This window comes from Bradyrhizobium sp. GW821-FHT12B03 (genome assembly GCF_058807535.1).
Genome location: NZ_JBXAQU010000032.1, coordinates 15,071 through 37,895 on the forward strand (window position 1 = coordinate 15,071; position 22,825 = coordinate 37,895).

Genomic DNA, 22,825 nt, shown 5'->3' on the forward strand with positions numbered 1-22,825 from the left:
CGATTATGCCTAACTTTTGGCTCCCAATGTGGTAGCTGGTATAGAGTCTCCGGGTGGGGGTGGGTCCCCCCGGGGGTTGATTTGGGGATCTGATGGTTTCCGACCGCGCAAGCGCCGAGAGGCTGTTGTCGCGCCGCCGTGTTGGGCGAGCGGAGACGATATTGCTGTCTTTGGCCGCCGTCGCGCTGGCGCTGGGGGCAGCCGCCTGGGTTGCCGATATGGGCGATTCTACCCCACTGGTCTCAGCTGCGCTGCCGCCGGCCAACGCCCCGTCGTTCGAGGACCGATTTGCTTCGGCCGCTGGCAGCCCGCCCGCCCGCGAGCTCGGCCTGCGGACGCTGGAGCGCTCCGCGCTGAATGCGGTCCAGCTCAAGCTGCGCGACGCCAAGGCGATGCTGGCCCAGCGACTTCAGGGCGACGACTGGCGCTCGACCCTGACCGATGATGACCGGACGCCGGTTGACGAGAGGCGGCCCGCGCAGCGCGCCGACGCGGTCCCGATGCCGCGGTCGCGGCCGGTGCAGGCGGACTTCTCGGCGCAGATCGCGTCCAGCCAGGCCTATGCCGACACCAGCCCCAGGGTCGACAACCGCAACTTCTTCGAAAAATTCACCGACAAGATCAAGCTGGCCTCGCTGACACCCGGCGATGGCCTGTTCGGCAAGGCGCCGGATCTCGCCGCGCTCGGCTACGATTCGCGGACGGCGGTCTATGACATCTCGGCCAAGGCGCTTTACCTGCCGAGCGGCGTCGCGCTGGAAGCGCATTCGGGCATGGGCCCGCTGATGGACGACCCGCAGCATGTCGACCAGCGCATGGTCGGCGCCACCCCGCCGGCGATCTACGACCTGAAGCCGCGCGAAAAACTGTTCCATGGTGTCCGGGCGCTGCGCCTGACGCCGACCGAGGGCACCAGCGCGCTCGGCCGCGTCGGTCTTCTCACCCACAATTACATGCTCGGGCCGCGCGGCGACTCCAACGGCTGCGTCTCGATCAAGGACTATGATCGCTTCCTCAAGGCCTACGACAATGGCGAATTCAACCGCCTCGTCGTGGTGCCGAGCCTGAGCGGATCGGCGACCGCCTCGCAGCGCGCCAGCACCGACTCCTGATATTGGCCTGCCGCGGCGGGGCTGCCGTTTCCCCTTCGTTAAGCCGTTCTCGTCCAGAAGCAGCCCATGAGTGATCCAGCAAGCTCCGAGACCCCACTGCGTACGACGTTCAAGATCAAGTTGAACGGCGACACGCTGGCGATTGCGACCGTCGGCCAGGCCTATCAATTCCTGACCAATTTCAAATCGGTCGAGTGGATGGAATTCCGCTCGCTGCACGAGGACGCCGTCGCGGCGCTCGAAGGCGCCGCCGGCAACGCCATGCTGGCGGTGCAGGCGACCAACGCCGTGCGCGCGCTGTTCGTGAGCGCGAAGCTGCTTTAACGCGCCCTTCTGCCAGCTTGAACTCCGCGACAGGAACAGGCAAACGGTCCGCGAAGACCGTGGTCCAACGCCGATTTGTTCGAAATATACTTCAAGGGAGAGACCCCATCATGAAACGTCGTACATTCCTCAAGGGCGGCGCGGTCGCCGGCGCGACGACGCTGGTTGCTGCACCCGCGATCGCGCAGAGCGCGCCGGAGATCAAATGGCGCCTGACCTCGAGCTTCCCGAAATCGCTCGACACCATCTACGGCACCGCACAGACCTTCGCGAAATACGTCGCCGAGGCCACCGACAACAAATTCCAGATCCAGACCTTTGCCGCGGGCGAGCTCGTCCCCGGTTTGCAGGCGCTCGACGCCGTCAGCGTTGCATCCGTCGAGATGGCGCAGACGCCGCTGTATTTCTACATCGGCAAGGAGCCGGCGCTGGCCTATGCCACCGGCGCGCCGTTCGGCATGAACCATCGCCATCAGGAATCCTGGTGGCATTTCGGCGGCGGTGCCGATCTCACCAACGAGGCGCTGAAGCCGTTCAAGGCGCACGCCATCCTCTGCGGCAATTCCGGCACCCAGATGGGCGGCTGGTTCCGCAAGGAGATCAAGACCGTCGACGATCTCAAGGGTCTCAAATTCCGCATCGCCGGCATGGGCGGCCACGTGCTGGCACGGCTCGGCGTGGTGCCGCAGCAGCTTGCGGGCGGCGACGTGTATTCGGCGCTGGAGAAGGGCTCGATCGACGCCGCCGAATTCGTCGGCCCCTATGACGACGAGAAGCTCGGCTTCCAGAAGGTCGCAAAATACTACTACTTCCCCGGCTGGTGGGAAGGCGGCGCCATGCTGCACATGATCGTCAATGACGAGAAGTGGGCTTCGCTGCCGAAGCAGTACCAGGCGATCCTCAACCAGGCGGGATCGGCCGCCGGCGCCTGGATGCTCGAGAAATACGACAGCGTGAATCCGGCGGCGCTGAAGCGGCTGATCGCCAACGGCGCCGAGCTGAAGGCGTTCCCGCAGCCGGTGCTCGAGGCCTGCTACACCGCGACCCAGGAGCATCTGAACGAGCTCGCCGGCAAGAGCGACCTGTTCAAGCGGACCAAGGAGAGCCACGACGCCTATATGAAGGAGTTGCTGTTCTACACGCAGATCGCGGAGAATTTTTACGACAACTACCTGCTTGGCAAGATGCGCAACAAGAGCTGAGCGTGAGGAGGGCGCGCGGTAGTTATGCCGCGCCCGGCTTCGTAGCCCGGATGGAGCGAAGCGTAATCCGGGACCTCGCGCGTCATCGGCACTTTCCCGGATTGCGCTTCGCTCCATCCGGGCTACGGACTGAGGCCCAGCTTCGCGTATATGCGCCTTGCATACGCACCGAACGCATCCGTGGTCTTCAACGGAAGATCACGCGGGAAGGGCAGCTCGATCGGGAAATAATCGGCCATCTTCGCCGGTCCCGCCGTCAGCACGGCGCAATGCGATGACAGGAACACCGCCTCCTGGATCGAATGCGTGACGAAGATGATGGTCTTGCCGCTGTCGCGCCAGATCCGCAGCATCTCCAGGTTCATCTGCTCGCGCGTCAGCGCGTCCAGCGCGCCGAACGGCTCGTCCATCAGGATGAGTTTTGGATCGTGGATGAAGGCGCGCGCGATCGCGGTGCGCTGCTGCATGCCCCCGGAGAGCTCTCGTGGATATTTCTGCTCGTAGCCGGCAAGCCCGACGAGGTTGAGCAGGTCGCGCGCCCGCGCGCGCGCGGCTTTCATGGGCAAGCCGACGATCTCCGCCGGCAGCAGCACGTTGTCCAGGATGGTCCGCCATTTCAGCAGCAAGGCCTGCTGGAACACCATGCCGATGTCGCGCGTCGGATCGAACGGGCTGTTGGCATTGCCGATCTTCATCGTGCCGCCGTCGGCGCCGTGCAGGCCGGCCAGAATCTTCATCACCGTGGTCTTGCCGCAGCCGGAGGGGCCGACCAGCGACACCAGCTCGCCTTCCTGGACGTCCATCGTGACGTCGGAGACCGCGAGAAACTCGGCGCCGCCGCTGCGATAGACTTTTCGGACGCCTTGCAGGCTGATGAAGGGTTTTGAGCTCATGCCAGCCATGTGTTCAGATTGGCGGCCACGAACGCATCGTCGCTGAGGTCGGCATGCTCGCGGCAGACCCGGTCGATCTCGTCCTTCTGGCCGGGGCCGAGGCCCTCGTTGGGATCGAGGCACCACAGGCCCTGCATCAGGCCCTGACGCCGCAAGATCTCGTGGCAGCCGGCGATGCAGCCGTGGAAATTGTTGGCGACGTCGAAGAAGGCGCTGTTGCAATCGGTGACGCGGGCGTCGAGCGCGAGCAGGTCGGCCGGCACGCTGTCCTTGTGCCGCGCCGCCTTGCAGCGCTCGAACTGCTTGATGGCGCTCGCGGTCCAGACCGACCAGTGGCCGAGCAGGCCGCCCTTGAAGTAGGTCCGCGTGGTGACGCCGTTGTCGCGCAGGTCGAACGGCAGCATCAGGTCGAGCAGGATGTGATCGTCATTGCCGGTATAGAGCGCGACGCGGTCGAGCGCGCCGGCGGCTGCGACACCGCGCAGCACGTCGAGCGTGCGGTAGCGGTTGAACGGCGCGATCTTGATCGCGATGACGTTGTCGATCGACGCGAAACGTTGCCAGAAGCGGCTCGACAGGACCACGCCGCCGACGGCCGGCTGGAGATAGAAACCGACGAGCGGGATCTCGGCGGCGACCGCCGTGCAATGGGCGATGATCTCGTCCTCGGAGGCGCTCTTCATCGCGGCAAGGCTAAGGAGCCCTGCGTGATAGCCGATGTCGCGCGCGGTGCGGGCCTCCGCGGTGGCCTGCCGTGTCGGACCGGCGAGGCCCGCAACCATCGCCAGCGGCCGCCGGGTCCAGGTTGCCGCGGTCTCGGCGGCAAGCTCGAGCACCGGCCGATAGAGGCCGACGTCGCGGATCGCGAACTGCGTCGTGTGCACGCCGACGGCCAGGCCGCCGGAGCCGGCGTCGATGTAGTAGCGCGTCAAGGCGCGCTGATGCTTCTCGTCGAGCTTTCGCTCGGCGGTAAGCGCGAGGGGATGCGCCGGCAGCACGGTGCCGTCGGCAATCAGCTTGCGGATGTCGCTGTTGATCTGGCTGTGGTGCATGATGTCCTATCCGAATTCGGGGCCGGCGACGGCGAATGGCATGTCCTCGCCGCCAGCGGTGGCGGGGCCGAACCGCATGCGCTGGAAGGGGCGTTCGATGGTCCAGCTGGATGCAGTCAGTCCTTCCAGGAACGCGACTTGCGAGGCGACGGCATCGATCAGAAGAGGGCCGGTCTCCGATCGCGCGATCGCGTTGACCAGGGCCAGGGCTGCTGCGGCATGATCGGCAAACAGCGGGCCGATATGGCGCGCGGTGCGGCCGTCGCGAACCAGCGCAATGGCTCCATGGGCGGAGACGATGCGCGAGCCGGAGCGCTGTGCGAAGGCGGAGAGCAGGGCGGTCCGGTCGAAGCCGGTGGCCCGCCGGTCCCGCGCACACAGTGCATCGATGGTCGCCGATGACGTCGGTGGCGCTTCGGCGCGCGCGGGCCTTACCAGCTTGAGCCGGCGCAATTGCAGGGTCGGCGTGAATCCGAGCGGCCCATAGACGGCAGCGCCGTCAGGCGTTGCGTCGAGCCAGCTCGTCAGGCCGTTCTTGCGCGCGGTTTCCAGACAGGCGTCGACGAGGCGCGTTGCGAGGCCGCGGCGGCGATGCGTGGCTGATACCAGCACCATGCTGATCCAGGCATTGTTGCCGGAGTAGGGCAGCAGCGCGGCCGTGGCGACCAGCCGCATGCCGTCGCGAATGCCGAACACGACGCCATCGCGCAGGAAGATGCGCCAGTCTTCCTCGGTCTGGTTCCAGTGCGCTTCCGTCGACAGCGCGAGCCCGGCGACCGCGTCGTTGACGCCGAGCTTCAGCATGGGCGGGTCGTCAGTAGCGTCCATCGCGGACCTCGTATTTGGTGGGCTTGCCGAGGCTCGGCATGGCGCGGGACACCCAGTCGGCGGTCCAGGCGATCAGCTGCTCGGTATCGACGACGGGCAGGCCGAACAGCTCGACCGCCTTTGACGTGTCGGTGAGCCACGCCGTCGGCTCCTCCTTGCCCGTCAGCACCGGCGCCCGGCCGAAGCGGGCGCCGAATTTTGCGGCGATATCACGCACGGCGAGAATTTCGTGGCCGCTGACGTTGATCGGCGAGGTCGGCGCGGTGCAATGGGCGAGGCAGCGCAGCGCCTGCGCGGACGCATCGCCCTGCCAGATGAAATTGACGTGGCCAAGGCTGACGTCGATCGGCGTGCCCGTGAGCACCTTTGTGGCAATGTCGTGCAGCACGCCGTAACGCATGTCGATGGCGTAATTGAGCCGAAACAGCCGGCCCGGTGTTTCGAACTTGCGGGAAAAATATTCGAACATGCGCTCGCGGCCGACGCAGGACTGGGCGTATTCGCCGGGCGGGTTCGGCGCCATGTCCTCGGTCGACCCCTTGCCGTCGACCGGCACGAACGGATAGACGCAGCCGGTCGAGAACGCCACGATCCGCGACGACGGGAAAGCCTGCGCGACCAGCGCCGGCACATGCGCATTCATCGCCCAGGTCAGTGACAGATCGCCCTCGGCGCCGAACTTGCGTCCGGCCATGAAGACGATGCTGGGGGCCTTCGGCAGCGCCGAAATCGCGGCCTCATCGAGCAGGTCGCAATTGATCGTCTCGACGCCGCGCCCGTGCAGCCAGTCCTTGACGCCGGCCTCACTGAAGCGTGCGACGCCGATGACGCGGCGCTCCGGCACGGCCGCTTTCGCAAGCCCCGCCAGCGTCGGGCCCATCTTGCCGGCGACGCCCAGGATCATGATGTCGCCCTCGACCTTGGCGAGGTCGTCGATCAGCGCCTGCGTCGGCCGGCAGAGCAGATCATCGAGCGCCGCGATATCCGGAATGGTCTTCGGCAGCGTCTGGCGGGTGAGGAGCATCGATCGGTCCTTCGTTAGGTCTGCCGTTTTCAGGTTTGTCTTGCGTCGCCAACGACGAACATGCGTTCGAGGGTGAGCACCAGGCCGTAGAGCGCGACGCCGAGCAGCGTCAGCAGCACGACCGCCATCACCATCGCGGGCGTGTCGAGCGACGATTGCACCTGGATCATGAGGTAGCCGAGCCCGCGCTCGGAGGCGATGAACTCGCCGACGATGGCGCCGGCGACCGCGAGGATGGCGCCGACCTTCATGCCGGAGAATACGTAAGGCAGCGACCCCGGCAGCTGGATCTTGCGGAACAGCGTCCAGCGCGAGCCGCGCAGCGATTTGACGAGATCGAGCAGGTCGGGCTCGACCTCGCGCAGGCCGCGCGCGGTGGTGAGCAGGATCGGGAAGAAGCAGATGCTGAAGGCGATCAGGATGTTCGGGACGATGCCGTAGGAGAACCAGACGATCAGAAGCGGCCCGAGCGCGACCTTCGGGATCATGTTGAGCGTCACGAACAGCGGCAGCAGCAAAAGGCTCAGCAGCGGCGCCCAGCTGAAGATCACCGCCAGCGTCACGCCGACGAATGCGCCGAGCGCAAAGCCGCCGAGGATCTCGATCGCCGTCACCAGCGTGTTGGCGCCCCAGGCATAGCTCGCGGTTCCCAGCGTCTGCACCGTCGCGAGCGGCGAGGGCAGGATGAATTTCGGCACGTGGAAGGCGTCGACCGCGACCTGCCAGAGCACGAGCACGGCAAGGTGCACGATCAGGATGATCGCAAAGCTGCGTGCCGGGCCTGCTCCGTCACCTGCCACCGTTTGCTCCCGTTGCTTGCGGCTTCCCGGCCGCGCGGGTGAGCCTAACCGTCCCTGGCGCAAGTTTCAACCAGTTGGTTGATTATGGCCGGAGCGACTGGAGCACGAGGTCGACGACATGCCTGCGGCGGGCGCGGCGCTGGGCCCGGCTCGACAGGTCCTTGCCGAAGATGGCCGACAGCGTCGGCGTGTTGGAGAAGAAGAAATAGCTGAGGCCCGCGATGGAGATGTAGAGCTGGACGGGGTCGATCCCCTTGCGGAACATGCCCGAGCGTACCCCTTCGTGGAGGATGTGGGAGACGCTCTTCACCAGCGGCGAATGCATCGCTTCAAGGCGCGTGGAACCACGGACGTGGCGGGCGCCGCCGCGGTTCTCGTCGTTCAAAAGCACGATGAAATCAGGGTTTGCCGCCAGATGGTCGAACGAGGCTTCGATCAGCCGGCGGATCGCCTTGTCCGGCGGCAGACCTTCCAGATTGAGCCTGCGTTCCTGCTCGCGGATGTCCTCATAGACCCATTCGAGCACGGCGAGGTAGAGCGCGTCCTTGTCGCCGAAATAGTGGTAGACGAGCTGCTTGTTGACGCCGGCGCGCATCGCGATCTCGTCGACGCGGGCGCCCGCAAGGCCGTGCCTGGCGAACTCCAGGCGCGCCGCGGTGAGCAGCTTCTTGCGGGTGGCGACGGGGTCGCGCCGCTGCGGCACGGTGTCGCCAGATCGTTTTGCGGGCATTTTCAACCAAACAGTTGACAAGTGGGGGGCGGGCTTGTTGCATTGGTATCCTCACATGGGGAGAGCGACAAGCCGGGTCGCGGGAATGAGGAGAGATGCGATGAAGCATTTGCAGGCGGCTCTTGTGGCCCTGGCGCTCGGTCTGCCGGCGGTGCCGGCGAGCGCGGGCGAGGCGGTCAACCTGATCCTGAACTGGACGCCGACCGCCGACCACTCGCCGTACTACTACGCCAAGGCGCAGGGCTGGTACGAGAAATCGGGCATCGACCTCACCATCGAGACCGGCAAGGGCTCCGGCGTCTCCGCCGCCAAGGTCGGCTCCGGCGGCTCGCCGTTCGGCGTCGCCGATCTCGCCACCATGCTGGTCGCCAAGAGCAAGGGCGCCGACACGGTCGCGGTGATGAGCGTCTACGCCAACACCGGCCAGACCTTCTACTGGCTGAAGAGTTATGGCGTGAACGGCGTCAAGGATTTCGCCGGCCACAAGATCGGCAATCCGCCCGGCGATGCCTCGCGCGTGATGTGGCCGGCCTTCGCCAAGGCGGCGGGCCTTGCGCCCGATGCGGTCGGATTCGTCAACATCGGGCCGACCGCGAAGATCGCGGCGCTGAAGAGCCACACCGTCGACATCATCAGCGACTTCTACAACGAGCACGATCTCAAGGTGATCGAGTTCGGACCCGATCTCGGCTACGTCAACTGGAAGGACATCGGCCTCAATCCCTACGGCAATTCGCTGATCGTCAACGGCGCCTATCTGCAGAAGAATCCGAAGCTGGTCGAGGAGTTCGTGCGCGTCACGCAGAAGGCCTTCGCCGCCTGCGTCGCCGACGTCACGCCGTGCCTGAAGGCACTGCTTGACCAGGTCTCCGGTCTCGACAAGGCGAACCAGGAGCGGCAGTGGGAGCGAATCAAGTTCCTGATGACGGACGAGTTCACGACGACGAAGAGCCTCGGCTGGATCGATGGCGAGCGGATGAAGAAGGACTACGATCTGGTCCAGACCTATCTCGGCATGGAGAAGCCGTTCGACGTGAACACGGCGTTCACGACGAAGATGCTGGACCCTGATATCAAGATGGATGCGGGCAAGGTGAAGAAGTAGGGGGGCTGCGCTCGCTCCGCTCGTGCCCCGGACGCGGCGCAGCGTCTCTTCGACGGTGCGCTGCAGAGCCGGGACAGGAGAGCGGTGCCAACCCTCCCACCCACGTAACCCCACGGAGAAATTAACCGGCCGTTAACCATATCCGCCGCATCGTTAACCATTCAATAACAGGGAACGAGTCGGCCGATATGGAGGCTGTAGCAAAAGTCCAACGCCAAATGGTGCGCCTGCGCGGGCGCTCCTATGTGGCCTTCGTGTTCGTGCCGACGGTTCCGATCCAGGACTGGCTCCAGGAGATCGACGCCACCATCGCCCGTTCGCCGGGCTTCTTCGCCGGCCGGCCCGTGGTGATCGACCTGTCCTCGGTCGATCTCAGCCAGTCCGGCATCAATCATCTGCTCACCAGCCTTCAGGACCGTAGCATCCGCGTGCTCGGGATCGAGGGCGTGGAGGAGGGGCGGCTGACGGCGATGATGCCGCCGCTGCTCTCGGGCGGGCGCAGCTGCGTGGTCGAGCCGACCGCGCCGAAGAAGCCTGAGGCAAAGGTCGAGACCAAGCCGACCTCGCTGCTGCTTGAGAGCCCCGTGCGCTCGGGCCAGACCGTGATCTTCCCCGAAGGCGACGTCACCATTCTCGGCTCGGTCGGCTCCGGCGCCGAGGTCGTCGCCGGCGGCTCCATCCACATCTACGGCGCGCTGCGCGGCCGCGCCATGGCGGGCGTCAACGGGCACACCAGCGCGCGCATCTACTGCCAGAAGATCGAGGCAGAACTGCTTGCAATCGATGGGTTTTATCAGACTGCCGACGATATCGACGCCGCCTTGCGCGGCCGGCCCGCCCAGGCCTGGCTGCAAGGCAACACCATGCGAATTACCGCGCTGAACTGACCAGAAGGAGATTTTTGAGATGGCCAAGGTACTGGTCGTGACATCGGGCAAGGGCGGCGTCGGCAAGACGACGACGACCGCCGCGCTGGGAGCTGCGCTCGCGCAGCGCGGCGACAAGGTCGTCGTGGTCGATTTCGACGTCGGCCTGCGCAATCTCGACCTCGTGATGGGCGCCGAACGCCGCGTGGTGTTCGACCTCATCAACGTGGTGCAGGGCGTGGCAAAGCTGCCGCAGGCGCTGATCAAGGACAAGCGGCTGGAGAACCTCTGGCTGTTGCCGGCGTCCCAAACCCGCGACAAGGACGCGCTGACGGAAGAGGGTGTCGGCAAGGTCATCGCCGATTTGCGCAGCCGCTTCGACTGGGTGATCTGCGACAGCCCGGCCGGCATCGAGCGTGGCGCCTCCATGGCGATGCGTTTTGCCGACGAGGCCGTGATCGTCACCAATCCGGAAGTCTCCTCGGTGCGCGATTCCGACCGCATCATCGGCATGCTCGATTCCAAGACCGTGCGGGCCGAGAAGGGCGAGCGCGTCGAGAAGCACATTCTCATCACCCGCTACGATCCCTCGCGCGCCGCACGCGGCGAGATGCTGACCATCGACGACATCCTCGAGATCCTGGCAACACCTCTGCTCGGCATCATCCCCGAGAGCCAGGACGTGCTGCGCGCTTCCAATGTCGGCACGCCGGTGACGCTGTCGAATGCGGACGGCGCACCCGCGCGGGCCTATATCGACGCGGCGCGGCGGCTGTGCGGCGAGACCATCGCCATGCACGTGCCGACCGAGCGCAAGGGCTTCATGGATCGGCTGCTGCGACGGAGGGCTGCATGAGCATGGGTCTGCTCCGGCTTCTCCGCGGCAACAAGGCCTCTGCACCCGTCGCTCGCGAACGGTTGCAGATCCTGCTTGCCCATGAACGCGGACTGCGCGGCCAGCCCGATCTACTCGGTGTGCTGCGTGAGGAAATCCTCGCCGTCGTCTCCAGGCACGTGACGCTGGACCCGACCAAGGTCATCGTGCGGCTCGAGCGCGGTGACGAGGTATCGACCCTGGAGGTCGATATCGAGGTGCCCAACGATTTCGAGCGCAAGCGCGTGGCGGTCGCGTAGGGGACGCGGCCGACGACATCAGGTTTTGGGGTGGGTGAGAAGGCGGTCCGCTGGGCATAGCGGGCCGCCTTTTGTCGTCGCCCCGGGCGGCCGGAACGAGACGCGCGACTTGATCGTTGTAGGAAATCCGCGGATCCGCACGAGCGTGCACCGCGGTTTCATCAACCGGGAGAGCGCCCATGATGTCCGAGGTCCAGGTCCACACCGTCGCGCGCCAGATGCTGGAACAGCATGGCTTCGCTGCGATTGCGAAGGCCGCCGAGCAGGCCCAGGCCTGCGAGGGCCGCGGCGAGGCCGATGAGGCCAGGGAGTGGCGTCACATCGCGGACGCCATGAAGATCATGCGCGGGCCGCACCAGGGCTGATCGCGGGACGGGAAGCGCCTCAGCGGTCCTCGTGCTCCGTTCCCTGCGACTGGGACCGTTGGGTTTGCGGCTGACTGCGATCGCCGGTCTCCTTGCAGGGAAGCTGCTCCCACGAGCCATCCGGTGCCTGCTGATATGCGCTGCAGGTGGAGGAGGGTGATTTGCCCTCGGCTTTCTGGGTGTCTGAATTCTTCGCCTGCGCGGGGGCGGTCAGCGCCGCGACGGCCGCGAGCGTACCGGCGAAGACGTAATGGATCTTCCGCATGGGGGGCTCCTGTTCGAATTCGAAAGGCCCGCATGCTGATGAGGATTGTGACGATTATTGGCCGCGGCGGCGGTTCCGCCGCGGCGTGCTTAACGTCCGGAAAAGCCGGCTCGATGTGAGCTCTTGCTTGACGCTTTCGAGCGACGCGAACCGGCGTCCACGTCGCTCGAAAGCGCTCTAACCGCCCTTGGCGCGGATCAGGCCGGCGAGGTTGGTCTTCTGGGCTTCGCACCAGCCGGGCATGCCGAGGCGGCGCTGGTCCATATCTGTCGCCTGCGTCGCGACCGCGACCTCGGCCATCAGGTCGTCGTCCTGCTTCTCGCCCATCTCGCCGCCGGTATGCATCCAGGCGATCGCCTTGCGCACCTTCTCGGTGGTGCCGTCGGGCAGGCGCATCTGCTGCGCCTTCTGCACGAGGTCCTGATAGACGAGATCCGTGTTGGGGCATTCGACCTTGGCGGCGAAGGCCTGCAAGACCATCGTCACATAGGTCGAGCGTGGATGATCCTCCGCCCGGGCCGGTGCGGCGATCAGCAACAGGCCTGCCATCAGAAAACCATAGCGCATCCTTGGTACCTCCTCGATTTTTTTGGGAGGCTAGCGTCCGGCGCGTCGCTCCGCAATGGTGCCGGGACGCAATTGTCGCACCGCGTTGCGGTGCGCTAAATTGGCCGCGCCCGGAGCCGGAGAGCCATATGAGCCTGTTCAGCACGCCGTTCGATCCGCAACGCGACACGGCGCTCGTCACCGGCGCCGGCAACGGCATCGGCCGCGCGATCGCACAGGCGCTGGTCGGCGAGGGCGTTCGGACCGTGTTCGCGGATGTGAGTGCGGAACGGGTGAGCGCGGCGATCGGCGCCAGCGAGAGGCCTGATCATGCAGTGCCCTGGGTCGGCGATCTCGCCGAGCTGGACGCTTGCGACGCGCTGCTTGCCGCCTCCCATGCTGCACTGGGCGAGGTGACGCATTTCGTGCACAGCGCCTCGCCGCCGCGGCGCGAGGCCGATCATGCGCTCGCGGTCGATCGCAGCACCTGGCGGCAGATGCATGCCGTCAACCTCGATGCCGGCTTTTACCTGGCGCGCGAGATCGCCAAGCGGCTGATCGCGGCGAAGCGACCCGGCTCGTTCCTGTTCGTCACCTCGCTGCATGCCGGCACGCCGCGCAACCTGCCGCATTACTCGACGGCGAAGGCGGGGATGGCGATGCTGGTGAAGGAGCTCGCGAAGACGTTCGGGCGCCACGACATTCGCGTCAATGCGCTGGTGCCCGGTGCGATCACGGCCGGCGGTTTCGTTGCGGACGCTTCGCTGGCGCGGCACATCCCGCTCGGGCGTCTTGGCGATGCCAACGACCTCGCGCCGATGGCGCTCACGGTGCTCTCGAACAAGCTGTCAGGCTATGTCACCGGCGCGGCCTTCACCGTCGACGGCGGACTGTCGCTGACGAACTGGTTCGAAGCGCCGATGCTGGAAGAGTAGCTAGCGCTGCCAGGCCGGAACGGGATCGAGCGGCGTGCGATAGACCTCGTTCTGATCGCGGTCGGTGACGCGCACCGCGCAACCCCTTTGCTGAAGCTCCGGCTTCACCTGCGATAGTTCACACGCCAACTGATCGGCGCGATCGGAAGCAACCTCGATGTCCTCGAGGATGATCCCACCCTGGTTCTTGAACTCTTCACCAACCACGAGATCGAAGGAATAGTAAGGCATCCGAATTCCCCGGTGTGACGACCCAATCTTCAAGAGAAGCCTTCAACGGAAGTCTTCAACACGTGTCCGATCGTACCACTGAGTCGATATCTATCGAATGAACGGGCCGCACAATCTCTGTGCCTATGGCGCAGAAATGATGTGCAACGTGGCGGCGCATTAAGATTTTATTAAATATGTCAGCGCGATCATGAGGCATGGAATTGCAACAGAACCGGGCTCCGGGAACCGGGAGTTGCAAGAGAAGGCCGTCGGCATAGATCCCGACGGCCTTTTCTCTTGCTGGTGGTTTTGGCGGACGACGACCGCAGCATCGATCTCCGTAGTCGCCCGGACTCAACGCATCACATCGAGTCGGACAGCTTGCAACGGCTGCGTTGCCGACGCCGTGCGATCGCCCGGCTGGTCTAGCGCAGCGGCATCGGCGGACGCACGACAGGTCCGTCGTCATCGGCAACGGCCTGTGTCGTGGCCACCGGTGCGACCGGCGGTGGGACCGCAGCTGTCGTCTGCGAGGGCGGCGGCGGTGCGATCTGTGTCGGCGAATAGGCCGGCATATAGGTCTGCGTCACGGCTGGCTTCGGCTTGCGAACCGGCGGCGCCGGAGGCCGCGGCGGCAGCGCGGAAACGCGTGCGCGCGGATCGATCGGTCTCGTCTCGGCCATCGGCTTCGGTGCGGGCGGCTTCGCCATCTCGCGCGCCATCTGCTCCTGTCCGGCCTTCAACTCGGCGATGTTGGCCTTGAGCTGCTCGATCTGCTGCGCCATCGCGGCGAGATCGCGCGTCATCGATTGCACCGACTGCGCTGCATCCGGCGGCGCTGCTGCGGGAACGACCGCAGCCTGAGCCGCAGCCGGCGTCGGGGATTGGTCGGCTGTTTGATCGGTCGCCGCTTCCGCCACGGGCGGTGCGGCCTGCGCGGCGGCGACCGGCGCCGTCTGTGAGGTCGAAGGCATCAGCGACGCCAATGCCGGCGTCCAGTCGGCGAGCATCTGCCTCGCCACGTCGCCGTGTTTCTCCCAGGCGATGGTGGCGGCCGCACTGCCGCCTGCGAACAGAAACGTGACGAACGCGCCGCGCAGCCACTTGCCGACGGAGGATCGCTTCTGCCGGCCGGGACCATCGCCGGCAGCCATACGCACCGCGGTGTCGACCGAGGGCGCCGGCGGCTGCGATTCCACGACAGGACTGAACTTCGGCTCCGGATTGATCCTGGGCTCCGGCGCGAATTTCGGCTCCGGACGGGGCGTGACGTCAGGCGCCAGCGCCGGGGCAACGCTGACGGAGCGCGAGGCCAGCACGATCTCCGGCGAGATCTGAACCGCGTCATGCGGATCATTGTCCTTGACCGTGTCCTTCACGATCTCATCGACGATTTGCTTGCTGTTCAGCATCGCGAGCATCGCAGCTCCTTTGAAGCCCAGGTGATTGAAGCCAGGTGATTGAAGGTCTGGTCGTTCGCATTGGCGCGAGCCGATCTGTCGAGGTTACCCCGATGACGCACGAGTCCAGCCGGGTTTGACCAAAGCAAGGCGAGGGGATGGAGATGATGCGACGGTCTTCTGCCGTTTGTGGTGATGGAACTCCACCGGCCAAACACGCGGACGTGTTCCGCACTGCCTTGTTTTCAGCACGATTTTGGCAACATCTGACCCCGCTGGGGGTGCTGCGATCCGCTATTCGGGGGGCCGGCGGTGCCAAGATCTGTTCTCGCTCTTTTCGTTGTTGCCATGCTGCCGCTCGGCGGCTGCATGCAGACGACGCTTTCGCCATCGACCGACGCGAGCATGACGCCGCGCGATCGCCAGTTGCTGTCGCGCGCGCCTTACGCCCAGGCGAACGTGCCCGAGCAATATCTCCGTCACATCGTCGATTATCCGCGCAAGGAGCTTCCGGGCACGATCCTGGTCGATACCGACGCCCGCTATCTTTATTTCGTGCTGCCCGGCGGCAAGGCGATCCGCTACGGCGTCGCGGTCGGCGAGGAGGCCATGGCCTTCTCCGGCGTGGCGCGGGTCGGCCGCTTGGCGGAATGGCCGGACTGGGTTCCGACGGCGGACATCCAGGCGCGGCTTGGACCCTATCCGGCGCGCGTCGCCGGCGGGCCCGCCAATCCGCTGGGCGCACGCGGCATCTATCTGTATTCCGGCAACAAGGACACGCTGTATCGCATCCACGGCACCAACCAGCCCGAATATATCGGGCAGGCGATCTCGTCAGGCTGCATCCGGATGCGCAACGAGGACGTGATCGATCTCTATGACCGGGTGAAACTCAATTCGCCCGTCGTCGTGCTGCCGCCCGGACAGAGCGCACAGGTCGAGGCGGGCCGGAGCTGGCGCGGGTGAATGCGCGCGGACGATAACGACGTGAAATCGCGGCTGGCGCGGCTTGCCGACAATTTTATTCATTGCCTTGCGCGGTCCGTAACGACTCGCCTCTAGCGTGCAGCGCGCAAGGGGTTGCTCGCATGTATCTCGTCAAGAATTCGCCGCGCGCGCTGTTCGCCGCGCTGATTCCGCTGGCCATCGTCGAAGCCGTGCTGCTGGCCTTTGCAATCGCGGGCGGGCAGGTGACCGATCCCGAAGGCGTCCCGGCACCGGACCAGATCCTGCTCCTCTATGCCGGCCGCATGGCCATGAATGCGGGCTTCCTGTTTGCCGGGCATATCGTGCTGCGGCAGTGGAAGATGTCGAGCCGGCTCGCCTACGGACTGATGGGCGGCGTCATGGCCGCGGCGAGCTACGGCATTGCGATCCGCAACCACATCCAGCTGGCCGCCCCCGGCGACGGTACCGCGGTGACGATCGGTCTGTTGCCGACAATCGCGGGAATGATTGGCGGTTTCCTCTATGGCCAGTTCGCCGGCCTGATCTCTGTTGCGCGTGCAACCGGCTCGGCTCCCGACGCCAACGCGCCGGCCGCGCCGCCTCCAATTGTATTCGAAGGACCGGTCCGGGTCCGCACATCAGTCGCGGGGATTGCGATCGCCGCCTTGATGCCGACCGTGCTCGCGACGCTTCTGCCCTACACGTTGGTTCCGTTGCTGATGCATGGCTTCGCGGACAAGAGCACCGCGCACATCTTCGCGGCGGTGATCCCGGCACAGACGTTCATGATCATGACGGCGATCTCAGTCATTCCTTCGAGCATCTTCATGCTCTGCGTGCACCATGTCGCGCGAGCCATGAGCCGTCGCAGCGCTTGGGAATACGCGGCGATCGGCGGCGTCTTGGCGTTTGTCTGCGCGCTGCTGCTCGTGATGGTTGTGCCACTTTTCGCAGCCCTCCTGGTGCCGGCGGTATTTTGCGGAGCCGTCATGGGCGCACTCTATCGCCGCTTTGCCGGCCTGGAGCCGTTGCCGTTGCCGGAAGTCGTGATCGTAACCGATCCGAACGCGCTGGTCGGCGCCGATCATCCGTCGCGGCACCAGCATGGCGTCATTCTCAGCAACTGATCGCCAAGGACATGGAAACATGAAGGGGTTCGCGGCGCTTGGCGCGGGAATAGTGATCGCGGCAGTGGCAGCGGTCTGGTTTACGACCAGGCCCGTCCTGGTGAATATGGAAGTCAGTCCGCTTCAGGCGAGCGCGAACATGCCGACGTTCAAGCAGGTGCCTTCGGACCTGGCGCGCCAATAGGCCCACAACGATCACTCCTTTTTGAAGCTGCCAAGGGTGAACTGGTTCACAGGCGATCCGTTCGCGTTGCCCTATGCCTCGATGGCCGGTTGCCATTGGAGGCATCATGCAAAAATTCCTTGATCAATTGACCGAAAGTGATCGCCGGGTCGTCCGCAAGTGGCGGCTGGCGACCCTTGGCTTTTATGGATCGATCCTGGCCGGAATGGCGCTCTATGCGGCGATGCATTGGAACGCAGAGGCGAACTATGCCTCGGTCGATCCCATCGCGCGCGAAAAGGTCGCCGTAACCACGCCGGCACGCTGATAGGTCCGGCGTCGTTGGCGCGCGACTACTCGGGCCGCGCAATGCGCCATTGCAGCGTCGTGGCATTGCCGTTGGCTTCGCCCGGCGCCTTGTCGGCCGGCGAGGTGTAGAGCGGGCGGTAGCGGTACGCCCACATCTTGCTGCCGTCGTTGCGGCTGATCACCGTGAAGTCGCCGACGGCCTTGGCGTCGGCCGTCGCCGCCAGCGGGACCCAGCTCTCGGTGCACTTGCCGTTGCAGTTCGAGCTCTTGCCGGTGGTGTCGCGCTCGTAAGTGTACAGCGTCATCCCCTTGAGATCGACGAGCTTGGGACCCTGCTTGGTGATGACCACCTTCGCCGGCGCGGTCGTCGCCTCGGGCTTCGGCGGCGGAGGGCTGTCGCCGCCGCCATGGCCGTTCGCGAGCGCGTGACCGGTCGAGAGCGCGATGGCCGCCGCCGCGATGAGGAACCTGAACATCCGAAACTCCCGAACGGCAAAGTTAATCGCGCGTTAAGCGCCGAATGAGGCCGACGGTAGCAGTCGAAGGTTAGCTCCTGGTTTCGCGGGCTTGCGACAATTACGGACGCCGATGCGGCTTAAGCCTGCACATCGCGGAGCGGGGCGCGGCTGAGCTCGTTGCCGGCGGCGATGGCCTTGCGCATCAGCCGCATCAGCTCCTCGCCTTCCCTGGCGCTGAGGCCGCGCAGCATGATGCGTTGCGCCGACTCGACCGCCGGTGTGATCTTGCGCAGCGTGCGCCGGCCCTCGTCGGTGATCTCGAGCTCGCGGGCGCGGCGGTCGCGGCTGGAGGCGCGGCGCTCGGCAAGCCCCTTCTGCACGAGGCGATCGATCACGCCGGTGATGGTGGTGCGGTCGTAGGCGATCAATCCCGCGAGCGTCACCTGGTCGAGCCCCGGATTGGCCTTGATGGTCGCAAGCGCGGCGTATTGCACCGGCGTGAGATCGAAACCGGCATCCCCGACCTCGGCCAGGAACACCGCCACCGCGATCTGCTGGAACCGGCGCGCCAGGTGCCCGGGCATGTCGTTGTTGTCTTTCACCGAATTCTCCCGAGGCCACGGCGAGGCGCGATCGTTGACAAGTATACTGATAGTCAGCATACTGAGCAATATCGAAGAAGACGTTGACGGGAGAGGTGCTCATGCAATTCCATCTCAATGGATTTCAGCCGGGCGATCCTGAAATTGCTGATCCCGCCGAACGCGTTCAGGCCCCCGGCGCAGCGGGCTCCGTGCCGGACGAGGTCGATGTCCTCATCGTCGGTTGCGGCCCTGCGGGGCTGACGCTAGCGGCCCAGCTTGCGCAATTCCCTGACATCAGGACCTGCATCGTCGAGCAGAAGCCGGGCCGGCTGTCGGTCGGCCAGGCCGACGGCATCGCCTGCCGCACCATGGAGATGTTCCACGCCTATGGCTTCAGCGAGCGCGTGCTGAAGGAGGCCTATTGGGTCAACGAGACGACGTTCTGGAAGCCGGACGAACGGCGGCCCGAAACCATCGTCCGCAGCGGAAGGGTGCAGGACGTCGAGGACGGGCTGTCGGAGTTTCCGCATGTCATCCTCAATCAGGCGCGCATCCATGACGGCTTTCTCGACCTCATGCGCAAATCGCCGGCCAAGCTCGAGCCCTATTACGGCCGCCGCCTGCTCGACCTCGAGGTCGATCCGGCAGCAGGGCCTGCCGACCATGCCGTGACCGCGCGCTTCGAACGTGTCGATGCCGGAAGCGAGGGCAGGGTCGAGACGATCAGGGCGCGCTATGTCGTGGGCTGCGACGGCGCGCGCAGCACGGTGCGCAAGTCGATCGGCCGGGAGCTGCATGGCGATTCCGCCAATCACGCCTGGGGCGTGATGGACGTGCTGGCGGTGACCGATTTTCCGGATATCCGCTTCAAGGCCCTGATTCAGTCGGCAAAGGACGGCAGCCTGCTGATCATTCCGCGCGAAGGCGGCTACATGGTGCGCATCTATGTCGAGCTCGCCAAGCTGGATGTCGGTGAGCGCGTCGCCAATCGCAACATCACCGCCGAGGACGTGATTGCGAAAGCGCAGCGGATCCTGAAGCCGCATACGCTCGACGTGAAGGAGATCGCCTGGTGGTCGGTCTACGAGATCGGCCAGCGCCTGACCGACAAGTTCGACGACGTGCCGGAGGCCGAGATCGCGACCCGCCTGCCGCGCATCTTCATCGCCGGCGATGCCTGCCATACCCACAGCCCCAAGGCGGGGCAGGGCATGAATGTCTCGATGCAGGACGCCTTCAATCTCGGCTGGAAGCTCGCCGCCGTGCTTCGCAAGCAAAGTGCGCCAAGCCTGCTGCATTCCTATTCGGCGGAGCGTCAGGCCGTTGCGAAGGAACTGATCGATTTCGACCGCGAATGGGCGGGGATTCTGGCCTCCGCCGCCAAGGCCGGTGGTGCCGATGCGGCCAGGACGCAGGATTATTTTGTCAGGCACGGCCGCTACACGGCGGGCACCGCGACGCATTACAAGCCGTCGATCCTCACCGGGGCTGCGTCCCATCAGGATCTCGCGGCAGGCCTCGTGATCGGCACGCGCTTCCATTCGGCGCCGGTCATTCGGCTGGCTGACGCAAAGCCGGTGCATCTTGGTCACGCGGCGCAGGCGGATGGCCGCTTTCGCATCTATGCGTTTTCACCCGCGGAAGATCCGGCGGCCGCGGGCTCGAGCATTCGCGCGCTGTGCAATTTTCTCACCGAAGCCAGGGAATCGCCGGTGAGGCGCTATACGCCTGTCGGAGCCGACATCGACGCCGTGATCGACTTGCGCGCCGTGTTTCAGCAGGACCACCGCGAGCTCGCCGTCGAGGCGATGCCGCCCCTGCTGCTGCCGCGCAAGGGCCGCTACGGTTTGCTCGACTACGAAAAGATGTTCTGCCCGGACCTCAAGAGCGGCCAGGACGTTTTCACGATGCGGGGCATCGATCGGAAGGCCGGTTGCATGGTCGTGGTGCGGCCGGACCAGTATGTCGCGAACGTGCTGCCGCTCGACGACTTTGCCGGGCTGGCCTCGTTCTTCGACGCCTTCATGCTGCAAGTGAACTGACGCGGGGACGCGTTGCCCCCGCCGTGCCGATGAACAGCGGATGAATATTGAACTCCGCGCGGCGTGCGCTCCATCTTTCGGCTGATGCGGCTGCTCCAGACGGAACGCTCGTTCCGTCCGCGCGTTCCGACTCGCAGAGGAGGAATACGCCATGAGAGTCAGAAGCATTTTGATTGCAGCATTGCTGCTCGCCCCGACGGCCGCGCTGGCCGCGCCGGGCATCGTCACCGTCTCGACCGGCTTGCGCGCCGGGCCGGGTTCGGGATTCCCCGTGGTCGATCGCATCCCCGGGGGCGCCCGCGTCAACATCCATGGCTGCCTGCGCGGCAATGCCTGGTGCGACGTGAGCTTCTCCGACGATCGCGGCTGGGTGTCGTCGCAATATCTCGAATATCTCTACCGCAATCATTACGTCTATCTCCCCGACTATGTCGACGAGATCGACGTGCCGGTCGCGCCCTTCGTGTTGAGCTCGTACTGGTCGAGCTATTATCAGGGGCGGCCGTGGTATCGCCGTCATGCCTACTGGAATAACTACTGGAGCTCGCACGAGCGGTTCGCGACGCGGATGACGATCGATCCGCACGCGGCCCGTATCGGCCGTGCGGCAACGCGCGATGCAGCGATCGCCCTGGGGCGCAATGGCGCGAATGCAAAGGGCGCGCCCGCGACCTCCGGCCGTGATGCGGCGACGGCACGGCACGACGCGGCGATCGCAAAGCGCGACGCTGCGGTTGCGGCGGACCGCACTCGCGCCGGGCGAAGCGATCGCCTGGTGAACGCGCGGACGAGTGTGCAGCAGAACCGCGGCCCGCGCGATGCGCAGGCGCGCATGATGCACGACCACGCGGCGAGCCGCGCCGCAACGCGCGCGCAGCCGATGGCACGGGCTCATGAAGCTCCGCGCGTGTCGGCCGCGCCTGCGGCCCGGCCCGCGATGCCGCATGTGGCGCAGCCGAATGTCAGCCATGGCGCGCCGATGAATGCCCGTGCGCAGATGCCGGCGCCGCGCGCAGCTGCACCTGCGATGCCGCATCCGGGCGGCGGTGCTCCGCACATCAACGCCGCGCCGCGTGGCGGCGCGCCGGCCGGCGCTCCCGGTGGCGGTCATCAGAAGCACTGACGTCGTTGCGAAAGCCCGGCCTTCGTGCCGGGCTTTCTTTTCGGGTCGGCCCGGGTTCCCTGCGCGTACAATTTAAGAAAGTTCTTCGCGGGCAGATTTCATCGATCGTAAGATGTGTATCCAAAGATGTAAGCATCCACTCGGGGCAGAGGGGCACGGGAGGATGTCATGAGACAGAGCCAGGCGGAGTCGCGCCGCCAAAATGTCGCGAAACGGTCGATGACTAAAGAGGTCAAGCAGTTGACCGGCTTGATCGCCGCACTGCGCGAGTCGCTCGATGGCATCCACATGCAGCGGGTGAACGCAAAACTCTCCGGCGCCGAGATGGGCTTGCTCGACGAGCGCCGCAACAATCTGCTGCTCACCATCGCAGCGCTCGATGACCGCCTCTCGGCGGTGCAGGGGCTGATCGATCTCGGCCGTCCGCACGTCATCCGCGTTCATTAGCGGAGCTCGGACGGGGCGCGATCGGTTCCGTTGCTGATGTGACGGCCGGCCCCCAGCTGCCGCATGCGGCGCGCGCTCGATCCCGGGTGCGCGGGCACGATGCTGCCTGCGGAAGGCACCAAATTGCCACGCTCCCGGCGAATTGCCGCCAAAGCCCGCTGCCACGAGGGGAGCGGGTGCAGGGGCAACGCAAGGGGATGCGCATTGGCCTACAAAATGATCGCAGAACGCGATAATGAGAAATGCAGTTTCGCCCGCGAGAGCCGGCTGCTCATCGTGGCGAAGGCAAGGGTGTGGGCGAGCGAGGGGTGGCAGGTCGTCATCACCGACCAGGACGGCAAGGCCTATACGCCGCCCGAATTCGATCAATTGCTGGCGGCCTGACCGCAAGACGGGAACTCGGGATTTTGACGCGTTTTCTTGACGCGAACCGGTCATCCACTTCGCTCTGGGGACGGCATTGACATCGCACTTTCGACCGGGGCGCGGCCTGATCGCGCCCCTGATGATTCTTGCCGCGGCTGCCGGGCTGACCGGAACGGTTGCGACCGCGCAAAATCTCGATGCCGGCAAGTCGGCGGAAAAGCTGTTTGCCGACGGTTGCGCAACCTGCCATCGGAGCCCGCGCGGTCTTGCCAAGGGACGCATGAGCCTGACGCTGTCCTGGTTCCTGGCTGATCACTACGCGACCAGTTCCGACTCCGCCAAAGCGCTCGCTGCCTATCTGCAATCCGTCGATGGACCGCCGCCGCGGGCCACGGCCAAGCCGGGCGCAAAGCCGTCGCGGTCGGCGCCGCGTCCGCCAAAGCCGGAGCAGAGCCCCTAGTCGC

At 65.5% G+C, this 22,825-nt stretch carries 30 protein-coding genes; 18 read left to right on the forward strand and 12 right to left on the reverse strand.

The window, feature by feature from the left end; all coding sequences use genetic code 11:
• Positions 1-161: 161 nt before the first annotated feature.
• From AC1RUR_RS36630 to AC1RUR_RS36640, 3 genes are all read left to right on the forward strand, one after another.
• Complete coding sequence (locus tag AC1RUR_RS36630) at positions 162-1,112, forward strand: DUF2778 domain-containing protein (RefSeq protein WP_492852996.1); 951 nt, start codon at positions 162-164, stop codon at positions 1,110-1,112.
• Positions 1,113-1,178: 66 nt separating this feature from the next.
• On the forward strand, positions 1,179-1,436 hold the full coding sequence (locus AC1RUR_RS36635) for a hypothetical protein (protein WP_018644685.1): 258 nt from the start codon (positions 1,179-1,181) through the stop codon (positions 1,434-1,436).
• A gap of 110 nt (positions 1,437-1,546) precedes the next feature.
• On the forward strand, positions 1,547-2,638 hold the full coding sequence (locus tag AC1RUR_RS36640) for a TRAP transporter substrate-binding protein (RefSeq protein ID WP_492852997.1): 1,092 nt from the start codon (positions 1,547-1,549) through the stop codon (positions 2,636-2,638).
• 122 nt (positions 2,639-2,760) lie between these two features.
• Here AC1RUR_RS36640 and AC1RUR_RS36645 read toward each other — a convergent pair whose 3' ends face one another.
• The 6 genes from AC1RUR_RS36645 to AC1RUR_RS36670 form a co-directional block, all read right to left on the reverse strand.
• Complete coding sequence (locus AC1RUR_RS36645) at positions 2,761-3,540, reverse strand: ABC transporter ATP-binding protein (RefSeq protein WP_492852998.1); 780 nt, start codon at positions 3,538-3,540, stop codon at positions 2,761-2,763.
• The gene (locus tag AC1RUR_RS36650; protein WP_492852999.1) at positions 3,528-4,583 is read right to left on the reverse strand and encodes a dihydrodipicolinate synthase family protein; all 1,056 of its coding nucleotides are present in this window, start codon (positions 4,581-4,583) and stop codon (positions 3,528-3,530) included. Before AC1RUR_RS36650 ends, AC1RUR_RS36645 begins: the two co-directional genes overlap by 13 nt.
• Positions 4,584-4,589: 6 nt before the next feature.
• On the reverse strand, positions 4,590-5,411 hold the full coding sequence (locus tag AC1RUR_RS36655) for a GNAT family N-acetyltransferase (protein ID WP_492853000.1): 822 nt from the start codon (positions 5,409-5,411) through the stop codon (positions 4,590-4,592).
• Positions 5,398-6,435, reverse strand: a complete 1,038-nt coding sequence (locus tag AC1RUR_RS36660; RefSeq protein WP_492853001.1) for an NAD-dependent epimerase/dehydratase family protein — start codon at positions 6,433-6,435, stop codon at positions 5,398-5,400. Before AC1RUR_RS36660 ends, AC1RUR_RS36655 begins: the two co-directional genes overlap by 14 nt.
• Positions 6,436-6,464: 29 nt before the next feature.
• Complete coding sequence (locus AC1RUR_RS36665) at positions 6,465-7,235, reverse strand: ABC transporter permease (RefSeq protein ID WP_492853002.1); 771 nt, start codon at positions 7,233-7,235, stop codon at positions 6,465-6,467.
• Positions 7,236-7,317: 82 nt separating this feature from the next.
• The gene (locus AC1RUR_RS36670) at positions 7,318-7,965 is read right to left on the reverse strand and encodes a TetR/AcrR family transcriptional regulator (protein WP_492853003.1); all 648 of its coding nucleotides are present in this window, start codon (positions 7,963-7,965) and stop codon (positions 7,318-7,320) included.
• A gap of 100 nt (positions 7,966-8,065) precedes the next feature.
• Here AC1RUR_RS36670 and AC1RUR_RS36675 point away from each other — a divergent pair, with 100 nt between their 5' ends.
• The 5 genes from AC1RUR_RS36675 to AC1RUR_RS36695 all read left to right on the forward strand — a co-directional run bounded on the left by AC1RUR_RS36675 (position 8,066) and on the right by AC1RUR_RS36695 (position 11,435).
• A complete protein-coding gene (locus tag AC1RUR_RS36675) occupies positions 8,066-9,070 on the forward strand; it encodes an ABC transporter substrate-binding protein (RefSeq protein ID WP_492853004.1) in 1,005 nt (334 codons plus the stop codon).
• A 188-nt stretch (positions 9,071-9,258) separates the two neighbouring features.
• The gene (gene minC / locus AC1RUR_RS36680) at positions 9,259-9,957 is read left to right on the forward strand and encodes a septum site-determining protein MinC (RefSeq protein WP_492853005.1); all 699 of its coding nucleotides are present in this window, start codon (positions 9,259-9,261) and stop codon (positions 9,955-9,957) included.
• A 19-nt stretch (positions 9,958-9,976) separates the two neighbouring features.
• Positions 9,977-10,792 carry a septum site-determining protein MinD gene (minD, locus tag AC1RUR_RS36685; protein ID WP_100175709.1) on the forward strand — a complete coding sequence of 272 codons (816 nt, stop codon included), beginning with the start codon at positions 9,977-9,979 and terminating at the stop codon, positions 10,790-10,792.
• Positions 10,789-11,070 (forward strand): cell division topological specificity factor MinE, encoded by a 282-nt coding sequence (gene minE, locus AC1RUR_RS36690; RefSeq protein ID WP_334519394.1) that lies wholly within the window; start codon positions 10,789-10,791, stop codon positions 11,068-11,070. Before minD ends, minE begins: the two co-directional genes overlap by 4 nt.
• Positions 11,071-11,249: 179 nt before the next feature.
• Positions 11,250-11,435: a hypothetical protein gene (locus tag AC1RUR_RS36695; protein ID WP_492853006.1), complete on the forward strand. Its 186-nt coding sequence runs from the start codon at positions 11,250-11,252 to the stop codon at positions 11,433-11,435.
• 19 nt (positions 11,436-11,454) lie between these two features.
• On the opposite strand, the gene AC1RUR_RS36700 is transcribed toward AC1RUR_RS36695, so the two are convergent.
• Together AC1RUR_RS36700 and AC1RUR_RS36705 are read right to left on the reverse strand one after the other, a co-directional pair.
• Positions 11,455-11,700 (reverse strand): hypothetical protein, encoded by a 246-nt coding sequence (locus AC1RUR_RS36700; protein ID WP_492853007.1) that lies wholly within the window; start codon positions 11,698-11,700, stop codon positions 11,455-11,457.
• 177 nt (positions 11,701-11,877) lie between these two features.
• A complete protein-coding gene (locus tag AC1RUR_RS36705; protein WP_492853008.1) occupies positions 11,878-12,267 on the reverse strand; it encodes a hypothetical protein in 390 nt (129 codons plus the stop codon).
• A gap of 128 nt (positions 12,268-12,395) precedes the next feature.
• On the opposite strand from AC1RUR_RS36705, the gene AC1RUR_RS36710 reads away from it, so the two are divergent.
• Positions 12,396-13,181: an SDR family NAD(P)-dependent oxidoreductase gene (locus AC1RUR_RS36710; RefSeq protein WP_492853009.1), complete on the forward strand. Its 786-nt coding sequence runs from the start codon at positions 12,396-12,398 to the stop codon at positions 13,179-13,181.
• Here AC1RUR_RS36710 and AC1RUR_RS36715 read toward each other — a convergent pair whose 3' ends face one another.
• Together AC1RUR_RS36715 and AC1RUR_RS36720 are read right to left on the reverse strand one after the other, a co-directional pair.
• Complete coding sequence (locus AC1RUR_RS36715; RefSeq protein WP_008144914.1) at positions 13,182-13,412, reverse strand: DUF6894 family protein; 231 nt, start codon at positions 13,410-13,412, stop codon at positions 13,182-13,184.
• 407 nt (positions 13,413-13,819) lie between these two features.
• Complete coding sequence (locus AC1RUR_RS36720) at positions 13,820-14,815, reverse strand: hypothetical protein (protein ID WP_492853010.1); 996 nt, start codon at positions 14,813-14,815, stop codon at positions 13,820-13,822.
• A gap of 291 nt (positions 14,816-15,106) precedes the next feature.
• Between AC1RUR_RS36720 and AC1RUR_RS36725 the strand changes: the two genes are divergently transcribed.
• The 4 genes from AC1RUR_RS36725 to AC1RUR_RS36740 all read left to right on the forward strand — a co-directional run bounded on the left by AC1RUR_RS36725 (position 15,107) and on the right by AC1RUR_RS36740 (position 17,360).
• Positions 15,107-15,760: a L,D-transpeptidase gene (locus AC1RUR_RS36725; RefSeq protein WP_492853011.1), complete on the forward strand. Its 654-nt coding sequence runs from the start codon at positions 15,107-15,109 to the stop codon at positions 15,758-15,760.
• A gap of 122 nt (positions 15,761-15,882) precedes the next feature.
• Positions 15,883-16,869 (forward strand): hypothetical protein, encoded by a 987-nt coding sequence (locus tag AC1RUR_RS36730; RefSeq protein WP_492853012.1) that lies wholly within the window; start codon positions 15,883-15,885, stop codon positions 16,867-16,869.
• A gap of 19 nt (positions 16,870-16,888) precedes the next feature.
• Positions 16,889-17,053 (forward strand): hypothetical protein, encoded by a 165-nt coding sequence (locus AC1RUR_RS36735; RefSeq protein WP_492853013.1) that lies wholly within the window; start codon positions 16,889-16,891, stop codon positions 17,051-17,053.
• A gap of 106 nt (positions 17,054-17,159) precedes the next feature.
• Entirely contained in the window at positions 17,160-17,360 is a 201-nt protein-coding gene (locus tag AC1RUR_RS36740) for a hypothetical protein (RefSeq protein ID WP_492853014.1), read from the forward strand.
• Positions 17,361-17,385: 25 nt separating this feature from the next.
• Here the strand turns inward: AC1RUR_RS36740 and AC1RUR_RS36745 are convergent, their stop codons facing one another.
• Positions 17,386-17,817, reverse strand: coding sequence for a COG4315 family predicted lipoprotein (locus tag AC1RUR_RS36745; protein WP_492853015.1), 432 nt, complete (start codon positions 17,815-17,817; stop codon positions 17,386-17,388).
• A 119-nt stretch (positions 17,818-17,936) separates the two neighbouring features.
• Entirely contained in the window at positions 17,937-18,401 is a 465-nt protein-coding gene (locus AC1RUR_RS36750; protein WP_492853016.1) for a MarR family winged helix-turn-helix transcriptional regulator, read from the reverse strand.
• A 101-nt stretch (positions 18,402-18,502) separates the two neighbouring features.
• On the opposite strand from AC1RUR_RS36750, the gene AC1RUR_RS36755 reads away from it, so the two are divergent.
• From AC1RUR_RS36755 to AC1RUR_RS36775, 5 genes are all read left to right on the forward strand, one after another.
• Positions 18,503-20,425, forward strand: a complete 1,923-nt coding sequence (locus AC1RUR_RS36755) for an FAD-binding monooxygenase (protein ID WP_492853017.1) — start codon at positions 18,503-18,505, stop codon at positions 20,423-20,425.
• 151 nt (positions 20,426-20,576) lie between these two features.
• The gene (locus AC1RUR_RS36760) at positions 20,577-21,548 is read left to right on the forward strand and encodes an SH3 domain-containing protein (protein WP_492853018.1); all 972 of its coding nucleotides are present in this window, start codon (positions 20,577-20,579) and stop codon (positions 21,546-21,548) included.
• Between the two features lie 219 nt (positions 21,549-21,767).
• Positions 21,768-21,995 carry a hypothetical protein gene (locus tag AC1RUR_RS36765; RefSeq protein ID WP_492853019.1) on the forward strand — a complete coding sequence of 76 codons (228 nt, stop codon included), beginning with the start codon at positions 21,768-21,770 and terminating at the stop codon, positions 21,993-21,995.
• A 216-nt stretch (positions 21,996-22,211) separates the two neighbouring features.
• Complete coding sequence (locus AC1RUR_RS36770; RefSeq protein ID WP_492853020.1) at positions 22,212-22,379, forward strand: hypothetical protein; 168 nt, start codon at positions 22,212-22,214, stop codon at positions 22,377-22,379.
• Between the two features lie 121 nt (positions 22,380-22,500).
• Entirely contained in the window at positions 22,501-22,821 is a 321-nt protein-coding gene (locus AC1RUR_RS36775) for a hypothetical protein (RefSeq protein ID WP_492853037.1), read from the forward strand.
• Positions 22,822-22,825 lie beyond the last annotated feature (4 nt).